This is a genomic window from Limnobaculum zhutongyuii, from assembly GCF_004295645.1.
Taxonomy (GTDB): domain Bacteria; phylum Pseudomonadota; class Gammaproteobacteria; order Enterobacterales; family Enterobacteriaceae; genus Limnobaculum; species Limnobaculum zhutongyuii.
Genome location: NZ_CP034752.1, coordinates 4,000,001 through 4,013,681, shown reverse-complemented (window position 1 = coordinate 4,013,681; position 13,681 = coordinate 4,000,001). Strand labels below are relative to the sequence as shown.

Here is a 13,681-nt window from a genome sequence, read left to right as displayed (position 1 = left end):
TAAAGGTGTCGACTGCCTTTACCCGGCGACTATATGCAATTTATTTTTTCTCTGTTATCGCCACAGCTTGATGTTGCGTGACATAGCGAAAAAGAATTTACGGTATATTGCCGTTTTCATTAGCTCTGCGAGCTATATCCCTGAAATATGCCCCAGATATCGATCCCAGTCTTTCCAGACCGGCTGAAGTCCTTTAGCCATCAGCGCTTCGGCCACCCGCTGTGGGGAACGATTATCATGAGGTGAAAACTGTTCCAGCTCCGGCTTGTTATCAGCATAGCCACCGGGTTGAGTTTTTGAACCGGCGCTTACGCTGTTAATCGCCAATGGCACTACATGGTCACGAAAGTACGGCGATTCACGGGTAGAGAGAGAAAGTTCCACTTCCGGAGCAAACAGGCGAAAGGCACAGATAAGTTGAACCAACTGAGCATCATCCATCAGCGATGCGGGCTCAGTTCCGCCGGTACAAGGGCGCAGACGAGGAAAAGAGATAGAATAACGGCTTTGCCAGTAGCGCTTTTGCAGAAAATTCAGATGCTCCGCCAGTCGGCGGAAAGTCCGATTAGCGTTCCCAGTCCAATTTTGTCTATACCCGCATCTCCCAGCCTTTCTGGGGTTGCCAGTCGCCAGAAAAAGTCCTGTTTATTGCCTTTCAGATGGTGCTGTTGATAGGTGGAGCCATGATAGGTTTCCTGATAGACCATCACCGCATCCAATCCTAAAGTTTTTAGTTCAGCATACTCTTCGGTTTTTAGCGGCTGTACTTCCATCATCAGTGAACTGAATCTTTGTCGAATAGCGGGAAGATGCTGACGAAAGTAGTCCATGCCGACCTTTCCCTGATGCTCTCCGGTGACCAGCAGCAGATGTTTGTAACCCATAGCGTTTAATGCCTGACATTCCAGAGCAATTTCATGTTCATCCAGCGTTTTACGCTTAATGCGATTGCTCATTGAAAAACCACAATAGCTACAATCATTGGCACAAAGGTTGGAAAGATACAGCGGAGCGTAAAAACTAATGGTATTACCAAAACGCTGGCGGGTGAGGCTCTGTGCCCTTTGCGCCATCTCTTCCAGATAGGGTAACGCCGCCGGAGAAATCAGCGCCATAAAATCACTCAGCGTACGCTGTTGGTTTCTCAGTGCCAGTTCCACATCTTTTGATGTTTTGCCATACAGACTCAGGGAAATATCATCCCAGTCCAGATTTTGCCAGCGGTGGCGAAATTCCGTTTTCATTTCACCTCCACCGCTTTGGACTTGAGAAAGTCAGTTAACGGGCTGGAAGCGGATGCGTGGCCATTGTGGCGTATTGCACCTAATCCGGACTGTCTGGCTAAGCGACCAGCTTCAACGGCCAGTTTAAAAGCCTGCGCCATGTTTATTGGGTCTCTGGCTACGGCAATGGCGGTATTCACCAGCACGGCATCGGCTCCCATTTCCATCGCCTGAGCGGCATGGCTTGGGCTGCCGATTCCTGCATCCACTACTACCGGAACAGTGGACTGTTCAATAATGATGTTTAAAAACTCTTTGGTGACTAAACCTAAATTGGAACCAATAGGTGCACCTAATGGCATCACTGCAGCACAACCAACTTCCTCCAGACGTTTACACAACACCGGGTCGGCACCACAATAAGGCAGCACAATAAAACCTTGTTTAACCAGCTCCTCTGCCGCTTTTAAGGTTTCAATCGGATCTGGTAGCAGATAACGGGCATCAGGATGAATTTCCAGCTTGAGCCAATTGGTTTCCAGTGCTTCTCTTGCTAATTGAGCCGCAAAAATAGCTTCTGCGGCGGTTTTTGCTCCCGAGGTATTAGGCAGTAGTTTGATGCCATGTTGCTGTAGCGGTGTCAAAATAGCATCACTACTACTATGAACATCAACCCGTTTCATCGCCATGGTTGCCAGTTCTGAACCAGAAGCAGCTATGGCCTGCATCATCATCGTTGAAGATGAAAACTTTCCGGTACCAACAAACAGATGTGAGGTAAATGTAGTCTCTGCGATAGTTAACATATCATCCCCCTGCAATGGCTTGAAAAAGTAAAATGTCATCACCATCCTGAAGCAGATGGCTGTCCCATTGGGTGCGTGGACATATTTGCTGATTAACTGCCACCGCCATACCCACTGCAGATTTATTTAACTGCAGGAGTAGAGCAGATAGAGTCATGGGAGGCTCTACGTTAATCGGTGATTCATTCACCCTAATTTGCATACTGACCTCCGCATACCTGACAATTTGGATCGCGTTGCAGTCGTAAAGTGGTCCACTGATGTTGTTTACCATCAAATAGCTGTAGTTTGCCTTCCAGGGCTGAGTTTCCTCCTGTAAGCAGTTTTATTGCCTCCAGTGCTTGTAGTGAGCCGATAGTACCCACCATTGGCCCAAGTACTCCGGCAGTACGACAGTTACGTTCCGGCTCCTGTTGGTCAGGATAGAGACAGGCATAGCAGCCATGATTGAACGGTGGCTTCAGCACCATTAACTGTCCGCTAAAGCTGACTGCACTGCCGCTGACCAGTGGGATCCGATGTTGGATACAGCCAGCATTAACAGCATGCCGGGTTGCCATGTTATCGCAGCAATCCAGCACCAGATCGACCTGAGGTAAAATCTTATTCAGGTTCTCATCAGTGAGCCGCTGGGCCAGGACTTGATAACTGATTTGTGGATTCAGCGCCTGTAACTGCTCTTTTGCCTGTTTGGCTTTAGAACGTTCAATATCCTGAGTACGAAACAGTATTTGACGCTGTAAATTAGTCAGATGAACACTGTCGTCATCTGCCAGTAATAGGTTGCCTACACCTGCCGCTGCCAGATAGAGCGATACCGGTGAGCCAAGCCCACCCAGACCTACAATTAACACCGTAGATTGTCTGAGTTTGATTTGTCCTTCCGGTCCGATATCTTCCAGCAGTAATTGGCGGCTATAGCGCAAAAACTCGCTGTCGTTTAGCATGATTAACGCCCCTCATGTTCTATTAATCGGAGCAGTTCAGCGGTGGCCTGACGCCAGTCCTGAGCTTGAGTAATGGCACTCACCACGGCGATGCTGCCAACTCCACAGGCCAATACATCCGGTACGCGGTCGATACTGATGCCACCTATGGCTACGGTAGGATACTCAGGAATGGTGGCGACATGACGCTTTAGCTCGACTAATCCCTGGGGAGCAGAAGGCATATCTTTAGTTTGAGTCGGAAAAATATGGCCTAAAGCAATATAAGAAGGGCGAACGGCAACCGTTAGCGCCAACTCCTCATCATCATGGGTAGAGACACCCAGACGCAGGCCCGCCTGATGAATGGCCTGAAGATCGGCAGTCAGTAAATCTTCCTGGCCAAGATGGACTCCGTAGGCTTGGTGTTTGACTGCCAGTCGCCAGTAATCATTGATAAACAGGCGCGCATTAAAACGTTTTCCCAGTTCAATGGCCTGTTGGATAATACCTTCCACTTCACCGTCGGGTTGGTCTTTAATACGCAGTTGAATGGTGGTAACACCGGCATTTAGCAAACGTTCGATCCAGCTCAGAGTATCAACCACCGGATAGAGTCCCAGCTTTTTCTCCGTTGGAGGAAACGGCGTATCGGGTAAGGCAGAAAGATGGGTTTGGATGATATCAGCCATGAGCGTTTTTCTCCGTTATTGCAGTATCTGATGCGGCAGGGTGATAAAGTTCGCTGCCCTGAGCGCGGAAATTTTCTGACATTTCGTTCATTCCGCTGGCTTGCACTGACAGTAAATTTTGTTGTGCCTGATCTTTGGCGAAATCCCGTACTTCCTGAGAAATTTTCATTGAACAGAACTTCGGCCCGCACATTGAGCAGAAGTGGGCAACTTTGCCGGAGGCTTGCGGTAAGGTTTCATCGTGATAGGCTCGGGCGGTTTCCGGATCGAGGGCCAGATTAAACTGATCTTCCCAGCGGAATTCAAAGCGAGCTTTTGACATAGCATTGTCACGAATTTGTGCGCCAGGGTGGCCTTTCGCCAGATCGGCAGCATGAGCAGCAATTTTATAGGTAATAAGCCCTTGCTTTACGTCGTCTTTATTAGGCAGACCAAGGTGTTCTTTGGGAGTGACGTAGCAAAGCATGGCGCAGCCAAACCAGCCTATCAGAGCGGCACCAATGCCAGAGGTAAAATGGTCATATCCCGGGGCGATATCGGTGGTTAGCGGCCCTAAAGTATAAAAGGGTGCTTCATGACAGTGCTCCAGTTCAAGGGTCATATTCTGGCGGATCATATGCATAGGAATATGGCCTGGTCCTTCAATCATCACCTGAACATCATACTCCCAGGCGATTTTAGTGAGTTCACCCAGCGTTTTCAGTTCTGCAAACTGAGCTTCATCATTGGCGTCCTGAATAGAGCCGGGGCGCAGGCCGTCACCCAGTGAAAGAGCAACATCGTACTGGCTGCATAATTCACAAATTTCACGAAAATGCAGATAGAGAAAGTTCTCCTGATGGTGAGACAGACACCATTTCGCCATAATGGAACCGCCCCGGGAAACAATGCCCGTCAGGCGATTGGCCGTCATTGGCACGTAGCGTAGCAGCACACCGGCATGGATAGTGAAGTAGTCGACGCCTTGCTCTGCTTGTTCTATTAGCGTGTCTTTAAATACTTCCCAGTTGAGGTTTTCAGCTATACCGTTTACTTTTTCCAGCGCCTGATAAATGGGTACGGTACCAATAGGAACTGGGCTATTGCGGATAATCCATTCACGAGTTTCATGAATATAGCGTCCGGTAGAAAGGTCCATTACCGTATCCGCTCCCCAGCGGGTAGACCAAACCAGTTTTTCTACTTCTTCTTCAATCGATGAAGTTAACGCTGAGTTACCAATGTTAGCATTCACTTTCACCAGAAAGTTTCGACCGATGATCATCGGTTCTGATTCCGGATGGTTGATATTCAGAGGAATAATCGCCCTGCCAGCCGCCACTTCATCACGAACAAATTCGGGAGTGATATTGTCCGGCAATACGGCTCCAAAGTTTTGTCCGGGATGTTGCTGTTTTAATACATCGGTACGAATACGTTCCCGTCCCATATTTTCTCGGATGGCAATAAACTCCATTTCCGGCGTTACGATCCCCGCTCTGGCGTAATGTAACTGGGTAACTCGTTTGCCGGGCTTCGCTTTGCGAGGGGCGGGAAGATGGGTGTAACGCAGGTGGTCTAAACCTTCGTCGGCCAATCTCTTTTGGATAAAGTGTGAACTGACCTGGGGCAAAGGCTCAGAATCACCACGTTGTTCGATCCAATTTTTTCGCAAAGCAGGTAACCCTTGTCGAACATCCAGCGTTGCTTGAGGGTCGCCATAAGGGCCGGAAGTATCATAAACCGGTACCGGTTCATTATCCTGATATTCAGGCTCCTCTTTGCTACCGCCAATCAGCGTGGGTGATAGCTGAATTTCACGCATAGGCACGCGCAAATCCGCTTGTGAACCTTGTAGATAGATACGTTTAGAATCGGGAAAGGCGCTTCCCTGTAGCTGGTCAATAAATTGCTGCGCCTGAGCGCGTTGGGTTCTTCGGTTAGACATAGCAAACTCCTAATAAATTAAGGATTGCTTGTCCGGAGTTCGGAGAGGGAGTAATGATAAAGCCGAAAAGGAGGTCAATGATTTCAGTTTATCTGGATGATATTACTCTTGTTCCCTTCGCGGGTATTAGCCCGATCAGGTTCCGCGGATCCCGAATTAACGGTCTCAGCCTGTGTCACCAGGGTGGCACTAGGCACTCCGACAAGATTAATCACCAAAAGCGGTGATGCAACACAGTATAAGTAAGCTAACAAAAACCACAAGTGGGTTTTCGCGCCGGGTTTATACTCTAATGGTGTCAGTCACTAACACCACGTTTAGCTATTATTTTGAAGCAGCAGAAGAGTGATGACTCAGCCAGCTGTTGGTCGCTTCCTGAATCAGTTTATCTTCCAGAGAGAAGCGTCTTTCCAGTAGTTCACCAACGGTTGAAAGATCTTCATGCAGTTGTAATATGGTGTCTTCGTTGATGCCCTTTTCGACATAATTATCGTAGAACGCCATAATTTTTTGAGTGTTCTCTTCTAATCTCGGGTAGGCTTTTTGGCCAATAAGCAGATTTGGGCTGCTGGCCCCTTCTTCCTGGGTAATGACTTTGTCATAAATATGAAAATGGCAAGAAGAGGGGTAGTCCACCAAATGGTGTCCAAAATCGATTAGGGCTTTTTCATCGAGAGGAATATTTTTTTCTTTGTTTGGCTTAATACCAACAAGACGGTAATAAGTAACCAGTAGGTTTTTACGAGATTCTAACCACTGATCAATCAGTTTAATTTTGCCGCCCACGCGCTCGGCTAAGCTTTCAAGTTGGTTTAGCATAGTGTTTCCAGAGTGATGGCTGTTAGTAAAATAGCAAGTTAAAGTAATGTAAATCTATTGTTGTTAGATTGCCAGCAAATTAAGAGGTTGAGCAAAACGTTTATGGAACAACAACTACAAGGTAATGAATCCGGCTGGTGGCTACTGAGTCACGCCGGGAAATTATGGTTGCCAAAAGGTGAGGTGCCTTATGGTAGTGCCAATGATTTTGGTCTGTCGGGCGAAAAGGCGCATCGAATTGGTGAGTGGCAAAGTGAGTCCGTTTGGCTGGTATGTAAAGAGCGCTCAAGGGAGATGGCTTCAGTTCGGCAATTACTCAATGAAGATCGTGGATTGTTCCAGCTGGCAGGCAGAGCAGTTCAGTTAGAAGGGTTTTATCGGGCACATCAGTTCTGCGGGTATTGCGGTCATCCAATGTATGTCAGCGATCGGGAGTGGGCCTGCTTATGTAACAACTGTCGTCAGCGCTACTATCCGCAAATAGCGCCTTGCATTATTGTCGCCATTCGCCGTGAAGACCGAATTTTACTGGCGCAGCATAACCGTCATCGGGGGGGATTTACACCGCACTGGCTGGTTTTGTTGAGGTGGGGGAAACGCTGGAGCAGGCGGTAGCCCGGGAAGTACATGAAGAGAGTAATTTGCAGGTGACCAATCTGCGCTATATCTCTTCTCAGCCGTGGCCGTTTCCACATTCGCTGATGGTGGCCTATTTAGCTGACTATGCAGGTGGAGAGCTGAAAATAGATACTTCGGAATTGCTGGATGCCGACTGGTTTCGCTATGACAATCTTCCTCAACTTCCTCCTCCTGGTACGGTAGCGCGCAGATTGATTGAAGATACCATCGCATTATGTCGATCTGAGCATGATTATTAGCATTTTGCCGACCAGTATATCGGGCAGATATAGTAAGATGCCCTCTTTATATTGGAAGAGCTTGTTGCATGCTACAATGCGCGCAATACCAGAAGGATAAAAATAATGAATCAATTAAAAAACGATCGCTATCTGCGTGCGTTATTACGCCAGCCTGTTGATGTAACCCCAGTTTGGATGATGCGTCAGGCCGGACGTTATTTGCCTGAATATAAAGCAACCCGAGCTGAAGCCGGTGATTTTATGTCGCTGTGTAAAAATGCCGAGCTGGCCTGTGAAGTGACATTACAGCCACTGCGTCGTTATGCGCTGGATGCGGCTATTCTATTTTCCGATATTTTAACCATTCCTGATGCGATGGGATTGGGACTTTACTTCGAAGCCGGAGAAGGCCCTCGCTTTGAACGCCCTATCACCTGTAAAGCGGATGTTGATAATCTACCTGTTCCCGATCCGGAGCAGGAACTGGCTTATGTGATGAATGCGGTGCGCACTATTCGCCGTAATCTGAAGGGAGAAGTTCCCCTTATCGGTTTTTCCGGCAGTCCCTGGACTCTGGCAACCTATATGGTGGAAGGTGGCAGCAGCAAAGCATTTACAAAAATCAAAAAGATGATGTATGCCGATGGCCCCGTGTTACATAAGTTACTGGATAAGATTGCAGACAGCGTCATTTTATATCTGAACGCTCAAATTAAAGCCGGTGCGCAGTCGGTGATGATTTTCGATACCTGGGGTGGGGTATTAACCGGACGTGATTATCTGGAATTCTCGCTGACCTACATGCACAAGATTGTTGATGGTTTGATGCGTGAAAATGAAGGTCGAAAAGTGCCGGTAACGCTGTTTACTAAAGGTGGTGGTCAGTGGTTAGAAGCCATGACGGATACAGGTTGTGATGCGCTTGGATTAGACTGGACTACCGATATTTCTGATGCGCGTAAGCGTGTAGGGGATCGCGTGGCGCTACAGGGAAATATGGATCCTTCCATGCTGTATGCACCGCCTGCCAGAATTGAGCAGGAAGTGGCAACGATTCTCTCCGGATTTGGTCATGGTAACGGCCACGTCTTTAATCTGGGGCACGGCATACATCAGGATGTTCCACCTGAACATGCTGGTGCTTTTGTTGAAGCGGTTCATAAACTGTCTCGCGCCTATCATGATTGATACCGCGTCTTTGCGGGCTGAACAGTCAGAAAAAGCCCGGTTGATTGTCAGAGACGATCGGCTGGGTTTTACTGAACCGGACTGGATCGCTGGTGCAGATGTTGGTTTTGAACAGGATGGAACCATAACCCGGGCAGCGATAGCCATTCTGAGTTATCCCTCGTTGGAGCTGGTGGAGTATCAGATAGCCAGAGTGCCAACCAATATTCCCTATATTCCCGGATTACTCTCTTTCCGTGAATGTCCGGCTTTGCTGGCCGCATGGCAAAAGCTCACCATTAAGCCTCAACTGCTATTTGTTGATGGTCAGGGTATTGCTCATCCCAGACGGCTAGGTGTTGCCAGCCACTTTGGGCTGTTGGCGGATGTACCAACGATTGGTGTGGCAAAGAGCCGCCTTTGTGGGCAACATCGACCATTGACAGCAGAACCGGATGATTTGGCTGAACTGAGCGATAAGAATGAGTTCCTCGGTTGGGTATGGAACAGTAAAGCGCGCTGTAAGCCGCTGTATATTTCAGTTGGGCATCGAATCAGTGCAGATAGTGCACTGACTTGGGTAAAACGTTGTATGCGCGGTTATCGCTTACCGGAACCAACCCGTTGGGCTGATGCAATCGCTTCACGGCGCCCAGCGTTTTTACGCTGGCTTGCGCAACACCCAGAAAAAAATATTGATTAAGCTACGGCTATTATAACGTGGGAAATTTCCCATCATATTGAATATTAATGAGATATCTTAATGCTACGTAACCCGATTCACAAACGTATGGAAAAGCTGACCGGCTGGCAGCACTACACTTTTATGGCCTGCTTGTGTGAGCGTATGTATCCAAATTATCAGGCGTTTTGTCACCAGACCGGGTTTGCGGAACCGCAAGTGTATCGCCGTATTCTGGATTTAGTTTGGGAAACGCTGGTAGTGAAAGGCGCAAAAGTGAATTTTGACAGCCAGTTGGAGAAGCTGGAAGACATCATTCCTGATGCGGAACAATTTGATATATATGGTGTTTACCCAGCTATTGATGCCTGCGTTGCTCTAAGTGAAGTGTTGCACTCTCATTTAAGTGGCGAAACATTGGAACACGCCATCGCCGTGAGTGAGATGTCAGTTCGTACCGTAGCAATGTTGGAGATGACCGAAGCTAATCGTGAAATGACCGACGATGAGCTAAAAGCCTTGCCACTCATTGAACATGAATTTGACGTTCAGTGGGAAATATACCGTCTGCTGGTGGAGTGCGAAGAGCGTGATATTGAGCTGATTAAAGGGCTAAGAGCGGACTTAAAAGAGGCAGCAACCAGCAATATTGGTATAAATTTAACACAATAGATGATAAAACGTGATTCAGAGCTTAAATAATAGCATGTTAAGGCTTCACAGCCGCCCTCTATTGGTCTACATTTGTCTTGCCTTTGAAAGGTGGCTATCGAGACGCTCAGGCTAAGGGTTTAGAAATTTTCTTTTCCCGCCCGTATTCGATACATTGCATGCCATAAAACACATTGTAAGGATAATTTATGAACAAGACTCAACTGATTGACGTAATTGCAGACAAGGCTGGTATTACTAAAGCTCAGGCCAAAGCGGCTCTGGAATCAACCTTAGGCGCAATTACTGAGTCTCTGAAAGATGGTGACCCAGTACAACTGGTTGGTTTTGGTACATTTAAAGTGAATCATCGTAATGCCCGTACTGGTCGTAACCCACAGACTGGTAAAGAAATCAAAATTGCTGCAGCTAATGTTCCAGCATTTGTTTCTGGCAAAGCGCTGAAAGAAGCTGTTAAGAAGTAATTAACAGCCACTTGATGAGATAAAAAAAGGGGCAGAATGGCCCCTTTTATTTTATTCAGACCATGATAAAACGATTGATTGTTATAAGCAGTCTGATTCTGACGGGATGCAGTACTTCACTAAAAGATCCTACGTTAAGTGCCTCGGGCTATATTGCCACTGATGGCATGATGAGAATCTGGACTAAAGTCAGTGGCGAAGGTCAGCATATGCGGCTGATGAGCGTATACACGCCTTATACCGGTAGCACTGTCTCCACCTATTATGAATACTCGGCAGGAAAAGTCAGTTTGATCCGCCGTGAAGTTCAAACGCCTGATGGCTATCCTAAAGAATTAATGCGTCTGGACAGCGAAGGTAATCCCAGTTTTATGCAGCGCCAACTGGCGGATCGCAATGAGCAGCTCTCTGCTGACGACATTCTAAGACTAAAATACGAAGAGCAGCGGATTCTGACGACCAGTGAGTCCCTTGATGCCGGTAAGATCGTGTTGTATCAGGGCTATATTAATAATGGTGAGATTATTACCTGTGCCGGAGAGACTGTGAATCCGGTATTTTCGTATGAGCAACAGTCATGGATTGAAAAGCGCGTGCGTAATGGCGGCTTTATTAGTCTAGCGTGGTTAGATGCGCCGCGGGGAATGCAGCTGTTGCTGGTGGCGAATGAGAATTTTTGTTCGTGGGAGCCGAGGTTGGGGACATTTTGATTGGTGATGGGTTCTTTTAATATCAGCATCAATGGATATTCCGGCCGTAAAAGTAGAGTGCCTATATTTGTAGAGTGCTCGGCCGGAAGACAATCTGTACTTAATTTCTGAGTGCGTCGGGCCAGCGCTAGCGCTGTTCAAACAGGCAAAGCCTGTTTGTCGTTGGCTCACGCCAAGTCGATCCCAACGGCGGCCTCTCCCTCCGTTTGAAATCTGTAAAATTAAATAACAAAAGGTCGCCATACAGCGACCTTTTGTATTACTGACGAATGAATTACTTCTGATTTTCACGTTCGATGGCGCGGTAGCCGATGTCTTTACGGTAAATGCAGCCGTCCCATTGGATTTGGGCAGCGATTTCGTAAGCACGGCGTTGGGCTTCGGCAACGCTGTTTCCTAATGCGGTTGCACAGAGTACGCGCCCACCCTGGGTTACAACGTGGCACTCTTTCAAGCCGGTACCAGCATGGAAAACTTTTCCGTCTTCCATTTCTTGTTGTGGCAATCCTGTAATTACATCGTTAGTACGGTAATCACCAGGATAACCGCCAGCGGCCAGAACTACGCCCAGCGAAGCTCGTGGATCCCAACGGGAGGTTTTTTCATTTAGCTTACCTTCCACACCGGCCAGACAAAGTTCAATCAGGTCAGACTGCATGCGCAGCATGATTGGTTGGGTTTCCGGATCGCCAAAGCGGCAGTTAAACTCAATAACCTTCGGCTGACCCGCGTCGTCAATCATTAATCCGGCGTACAGGAAGCCAGTATAGGTGTTACCTTCGGCCTCCATACCTTTTACAGTAGGCCAGATAACCTGATCCATGATGCGCTGATGTACTTCATCAGTCACTACTGGTGCTGGTGAATACGCACCCATTCCACCCGTGTTGGGGCCAGTATCACCATCATAAGCACGTTTATGGTCCTGACTGGTTGCCATTGGAACTACGTTCTTACCGTCAACCATCACAATAAAACTGGCTTCTTCACCGGTAAGAAATTCTTCCACTACGATACGATGGCCTGCATCACCAAAGGCATTACCTTCTAACATGTCTTTAGCGGCCTCTTCGGCTTCCTCCAGGGTCATTGCTACAATAACCCCTTTACCGGCAGCCAGACCATCAGCCTTAATCACGATTGGGGCACCTTTGGCGCGAATATATGCGAGTGCCTGATTGAGGTCGGTAAAGTTTTGGTATTCCGCACTGGGAATATGATTACGAGCCAGGAAATCTTTGGTGAAGGCTTTGGAACCTTCAAGCTGGGCTGCTGCTTGGGTAGGGCCAAAAATCTTTAGTCCAACTTTGCGAAAAGCATCCACCACACCTTTAACCAACGGGGCTTCGGGACCAACAATGGTTAAACCGATATTCTCTTTTTGGGCGAAATATACCAGAGCATCAATATCTGTGGCGGCAATTGCCACATTAATCAGATTTGGCTCCAGCTCAGTACCGGCATTGCCGGGAGCAACGAATACTTTATCAGCCAGCGGCGACTGGGCTGTTTTCCATGCCAGTGCATGTTCTCTTCCGCCATTACCAATAATTAATATGTTCATCTTTCTGGCTCCGTGTAAATGTCGAAATTCAGTTATTGGTATTAGTGACGGAAATGGCGCATATCGGTAAAGATCATGGCGATACCGTGTTCATTGGCGGCGGCAATAACTTCATCATCACGAATAGAACCGCCAGGCTGGATAACGCAGGTGATACCTACGGCAGCTGCGGCATCAATACCATCGCGGAACGGGAAGAATGCATCGGAAGCCATAACGGCCTCTGCAACCTGTAGTTTTTCATCTTCCGCTTTAATTCCGGCGATTTTAGCTGAATAGACGCGGCTCATTTGGCCGGCACCTATACCGATAGTCATATTGTCGCGGGCATAAACAATGGCATTAGACTTAACAAACTTGGCCACTTTCCAGCAGAACAGCGCATCACGTAGCTCTTTTTCCGTTGGCTGACGAGTAGTAACGACTTTCAGGTCGGTCTGACTAACCATACCAAGGTCGCGGTCCTGAACCAGCAGGCCGCCATTCACGCGTTTAAAATCTAATCCGGCAACCCGGACGTCCCACTGACCACATTCCAGTACGCGAATGTTTTGTTTCGGTGCTAAAACTTCCAGTGCAGCTGCGCTTACTGATGGCGCAATAATGACTTCAACAAACTGGCGGCTGATAATGGCTTCAGCCGTTTTGGCATCCAGCTCCTGATTAAAGGCAATGATGCCGCCAAAGGCTGAGGTCGGATCGGTTAAATAGGCGCGTTCATAGGCATGAAGAATATTATCTCCTAACGCAACGCCACATGGATTAGCGTGCTTAACAATGACGCAGGCTGGCTGAGTAAACTCTTTGACGCATTCCAGCGCTGCGTCAGTATCCGCGATATTATTATAGGAGAGGGCTTTGCCCTGAAGCTGTTGAGCGGTAGCGACTGAGGCTTCTTTTACCGTTTCTTCAACATAGAATGCGGCCGCCTGATGGCTGTTTTCACCGTAACGCATATCCTGTTTTTTAATGTACTGAAGGTTTAGCGTGCGAGGGAAGCGGCCGGATGGTTTATCGGTTTCACCATAATAGGGAGCAACTAGCGAACCAAAGTAGTTAGCAATCATACCGTCATAGGCTGCAGTATGTTCGAAAGCGCGAATCGCCAGATCAAAACGTGTTTCGTAGCTTAATCCATTATTGCCGCTATCCATCTCACTGATGATATC

At 47.8% G+C, this 13,681-nt stretch carries 13 protein-coding genes, 2 pseudogenes and 1 riboswitch (1 of these 16 only partly in view); of the genes and pseudogenes, 6 read left to right on the top strand and 9 right to left on the bottom strand.

Annotated elements, in window-relative coordinates; genetic code table 11:
- Nucleotides 1-132: 132 nt before the first annotated feature.
- The 7 genes and pseudogenes from thiH to rsd all read right to left on the bottom strand — a co-directional run bounded on the left by thiH (nucleotide 133) and on the right by rsd (nucleotide 6,393).
- A pseudogene (gene thiH / locus EKN56_RS17915) lies at nucleotides 133-1,244 on the bottom strand (2-iminoacetate synthase ThiH).
- Nucleotides 1,241-2,029 (bottom strand): thiazole synthase, encoded by a 789-nt coding sequence (locus EKN56_RS17910; RefSeq protein ID WP_130593051.1) that lies wholly within the window; start codon nucleotides 2,027-2,029, stop codon nucleotides 1,241-1,243. Before EKN56_RS17910 ends, thiH begins: the two are co-directional and overlap by 4 nt.
- A 1-nt stretch (nucleotide 2,030) precedes the next feature.
- Complete coding sequence (gene thiS, locus EKN56_RS17905) at nucleotides 2,031-2,231, bottom strand: sulfur carrier protein ThiS (protein WP_130593050.1); 201 nt, start codon at nucleotides 2,229-2,231, stop codon at nucleotides 2,031-2,033.
- On the bottom strand, nucleotides 2,221-2,976 hold the full coding sequence (locus tag EKN56_RS17900) for a HesA/MoeB/ThiF family protein (RefSeq protein ID WP_130593049.1): 756 nt from the start codon (nucleotides 2,974-2,976) through the stop codon (nucleotides 2,221-2,223). The genes thiS and EKN56_RS17900 overlap by 11 nt, the downstream gene beginning before the upstream one ends.
- 2 nt (nucleotides 2,977-2,978) lie before the next feature.
- Nucleotides 2,979-3,647 carry a thiamine phosphate synthase gene (gene thiE, locus EKN56_RS17895; protein WP_130593048.1) on the bottom strand — a complete coding sequence of 223 codons (669 nt, stop codon included), beginning with the start codon at nucleotides 3,645-3,647 and terminating at the stop codon, nucleotides 2,979-2,981.
- Nucleotides 3,640-5,574, bottom strand: a complete 1,935-nt coding sequence (gene thiC, locus EKN56_RS17890; RefSeq protein WP_130593047.1) for a phosphomethylpyrimidine synthase ThiC — start codon at nucleotides 5,572-5,574, stop codon at nucleotides 3,640-3,642. Before thiC ends, thiE begins: the two co-directional genes overlap by 8 nt.
- Before the next feature lie 95 nt (nucleotides 5,575-5,669).
- Nucleotides 5,670-5,785: riboswitch (TPP riboswitch) on the bottom strand.
- Between the two features lie 113 nt (nucleotides 5,786-5,898).
- Nucleotides 5,899-6,393, bottom strand: coding sequence for a sigma D regulator (gene rsd / locus EKN56_RS17885; RefSeq protein WP_130593046.1), 495 nt, complete (start codon nucleotides 6,391-6,393; stop codon nucleotides 5,899-5,901).
- Between the two features lie 102 nt (nucleotides 6,394-6,495).
- On the opposite strand from rsd, the pseudogene nudC reads away from it, so the two are divergent.
- The 6 genes and pseudogenes from nudC (at nucleotide 6,496) to EKN56_RS17855 (ending at nucleotide 10,948) form a co-directional block, all read left to right on the top strand.
- Nucleotides 6,496-7,271 (top strand): annotated as a pseudogene (gene nudC / locus EKN56_RS17880) (NAD(+) diphosphatase).
- A 105-nt stretch (nucleotides 7,272-7,376) separates the two neighbouring features.
- On the top strand, nucleotides 7,377-8,441 hold the full coding sequence (gene hemE / locus EKN56_RS17875; RefSeq protein WP_130593045.1) for a uroporphyrinogen decarboxylase: 1,065 nt from the start codon (nucleotides 7,377-7,379) through the stop codon (nucleotides 8,439-8,441).
- The gene (nfi, locus tag EKN56_RS17870) at nucleotides 8,434-9,123 is read left to right on the top strand and encodes a deoxyribonuclease V (protein WP_130593044.1); all 690 of its coding nucleotides are present in this window, start codon (nucleotides 8,434-8,436) and stop codon (nucleotides 9,121-9,123) included. The genes hemE and nfi overlap by 8 nt, the downstream gene beginning before the upstream one ends.
- Nucleotides 9,124-9,183: 60 nt before the next feature.
- Nucleotides 9,184-9,774: a YjaG family protein gene (locus EKN56_RS17865; RefSeq protein WP_130593043.1), complete on the top strand. Its 591-nt coding sequence runs from the start codon at nucleotides 9,184-9,186 to the stop codon at nucleotides 9,772-9,774.
- 188 nt (nucleotides 9,775-9,962) lie between these two features.
- Nucleotides 9,963-10,238 carry a nucleoid-associated protein HU-alpha gene (gene hupA / locus EKN56_RS17860; RefSeq protein ID WP_130593042.1) on the top strand — a complete coding sequence of 92 codons (276 nt, stop codon included), beginning with the start codon at nucleotides 9,963-9,965 and terminating at the stop codon, nucleotides 10,236-10,238.
- 74 nt (nucleotides 10,239-10,312) lie between these two features.
- Nucleotides 10,313-10,948: a DUF1481 domain-containing protein gene (locus tag EKN56_RS17855; protein WP_168189683.1), complete on the top strand. Its 636-nt coding sequence runs from the start codon at nucleotides 10,313-10,315 to the stop codon at nucleotides 10,946-10,948.
- A 274-nt stretch (nucleotides 10,949-11,222) separates the two neighbouring features.
- Here the strand turns inward: EKN56_RS17855 and purD are convergent, their stop codons facing one another.
- Nucleotides 11,223-12,512 carry a phosphoribosylamine--glycine ligase gene (purD, locus tag EKN56_RS17850; protein WP_130593040.1) on the bottom strand — a complete coding sequence of 430 codons (1,290 nt, stop codon included), beginning with the start codon at nucleotides 12,510-12,512 and terminating at the stop codon, nucleotides 11,223-11,225.
- 41 nt (nucleotides 12,513-12,553) lie between these two features.
- Nucleotides 12,554-13,681: the 3' portion of a bifunctional phosphoribosylaminoimidazolecarboxamide formyltransferase/IMP cyclohydrolase gene (purH, locus tag EKN56_RS17845; RefSeq protein ID WP_130593039.1), read on the bottom strand. Its footprint extends 462 nt past the window's final position; the window shows 1,128 of its 1,590 coding nt (coding positions 463-1,590); the start codon falls outside the window, past its right edge — the gene reads right to left on this strand; its stop codon occupies nucleotides 12,554-12,556.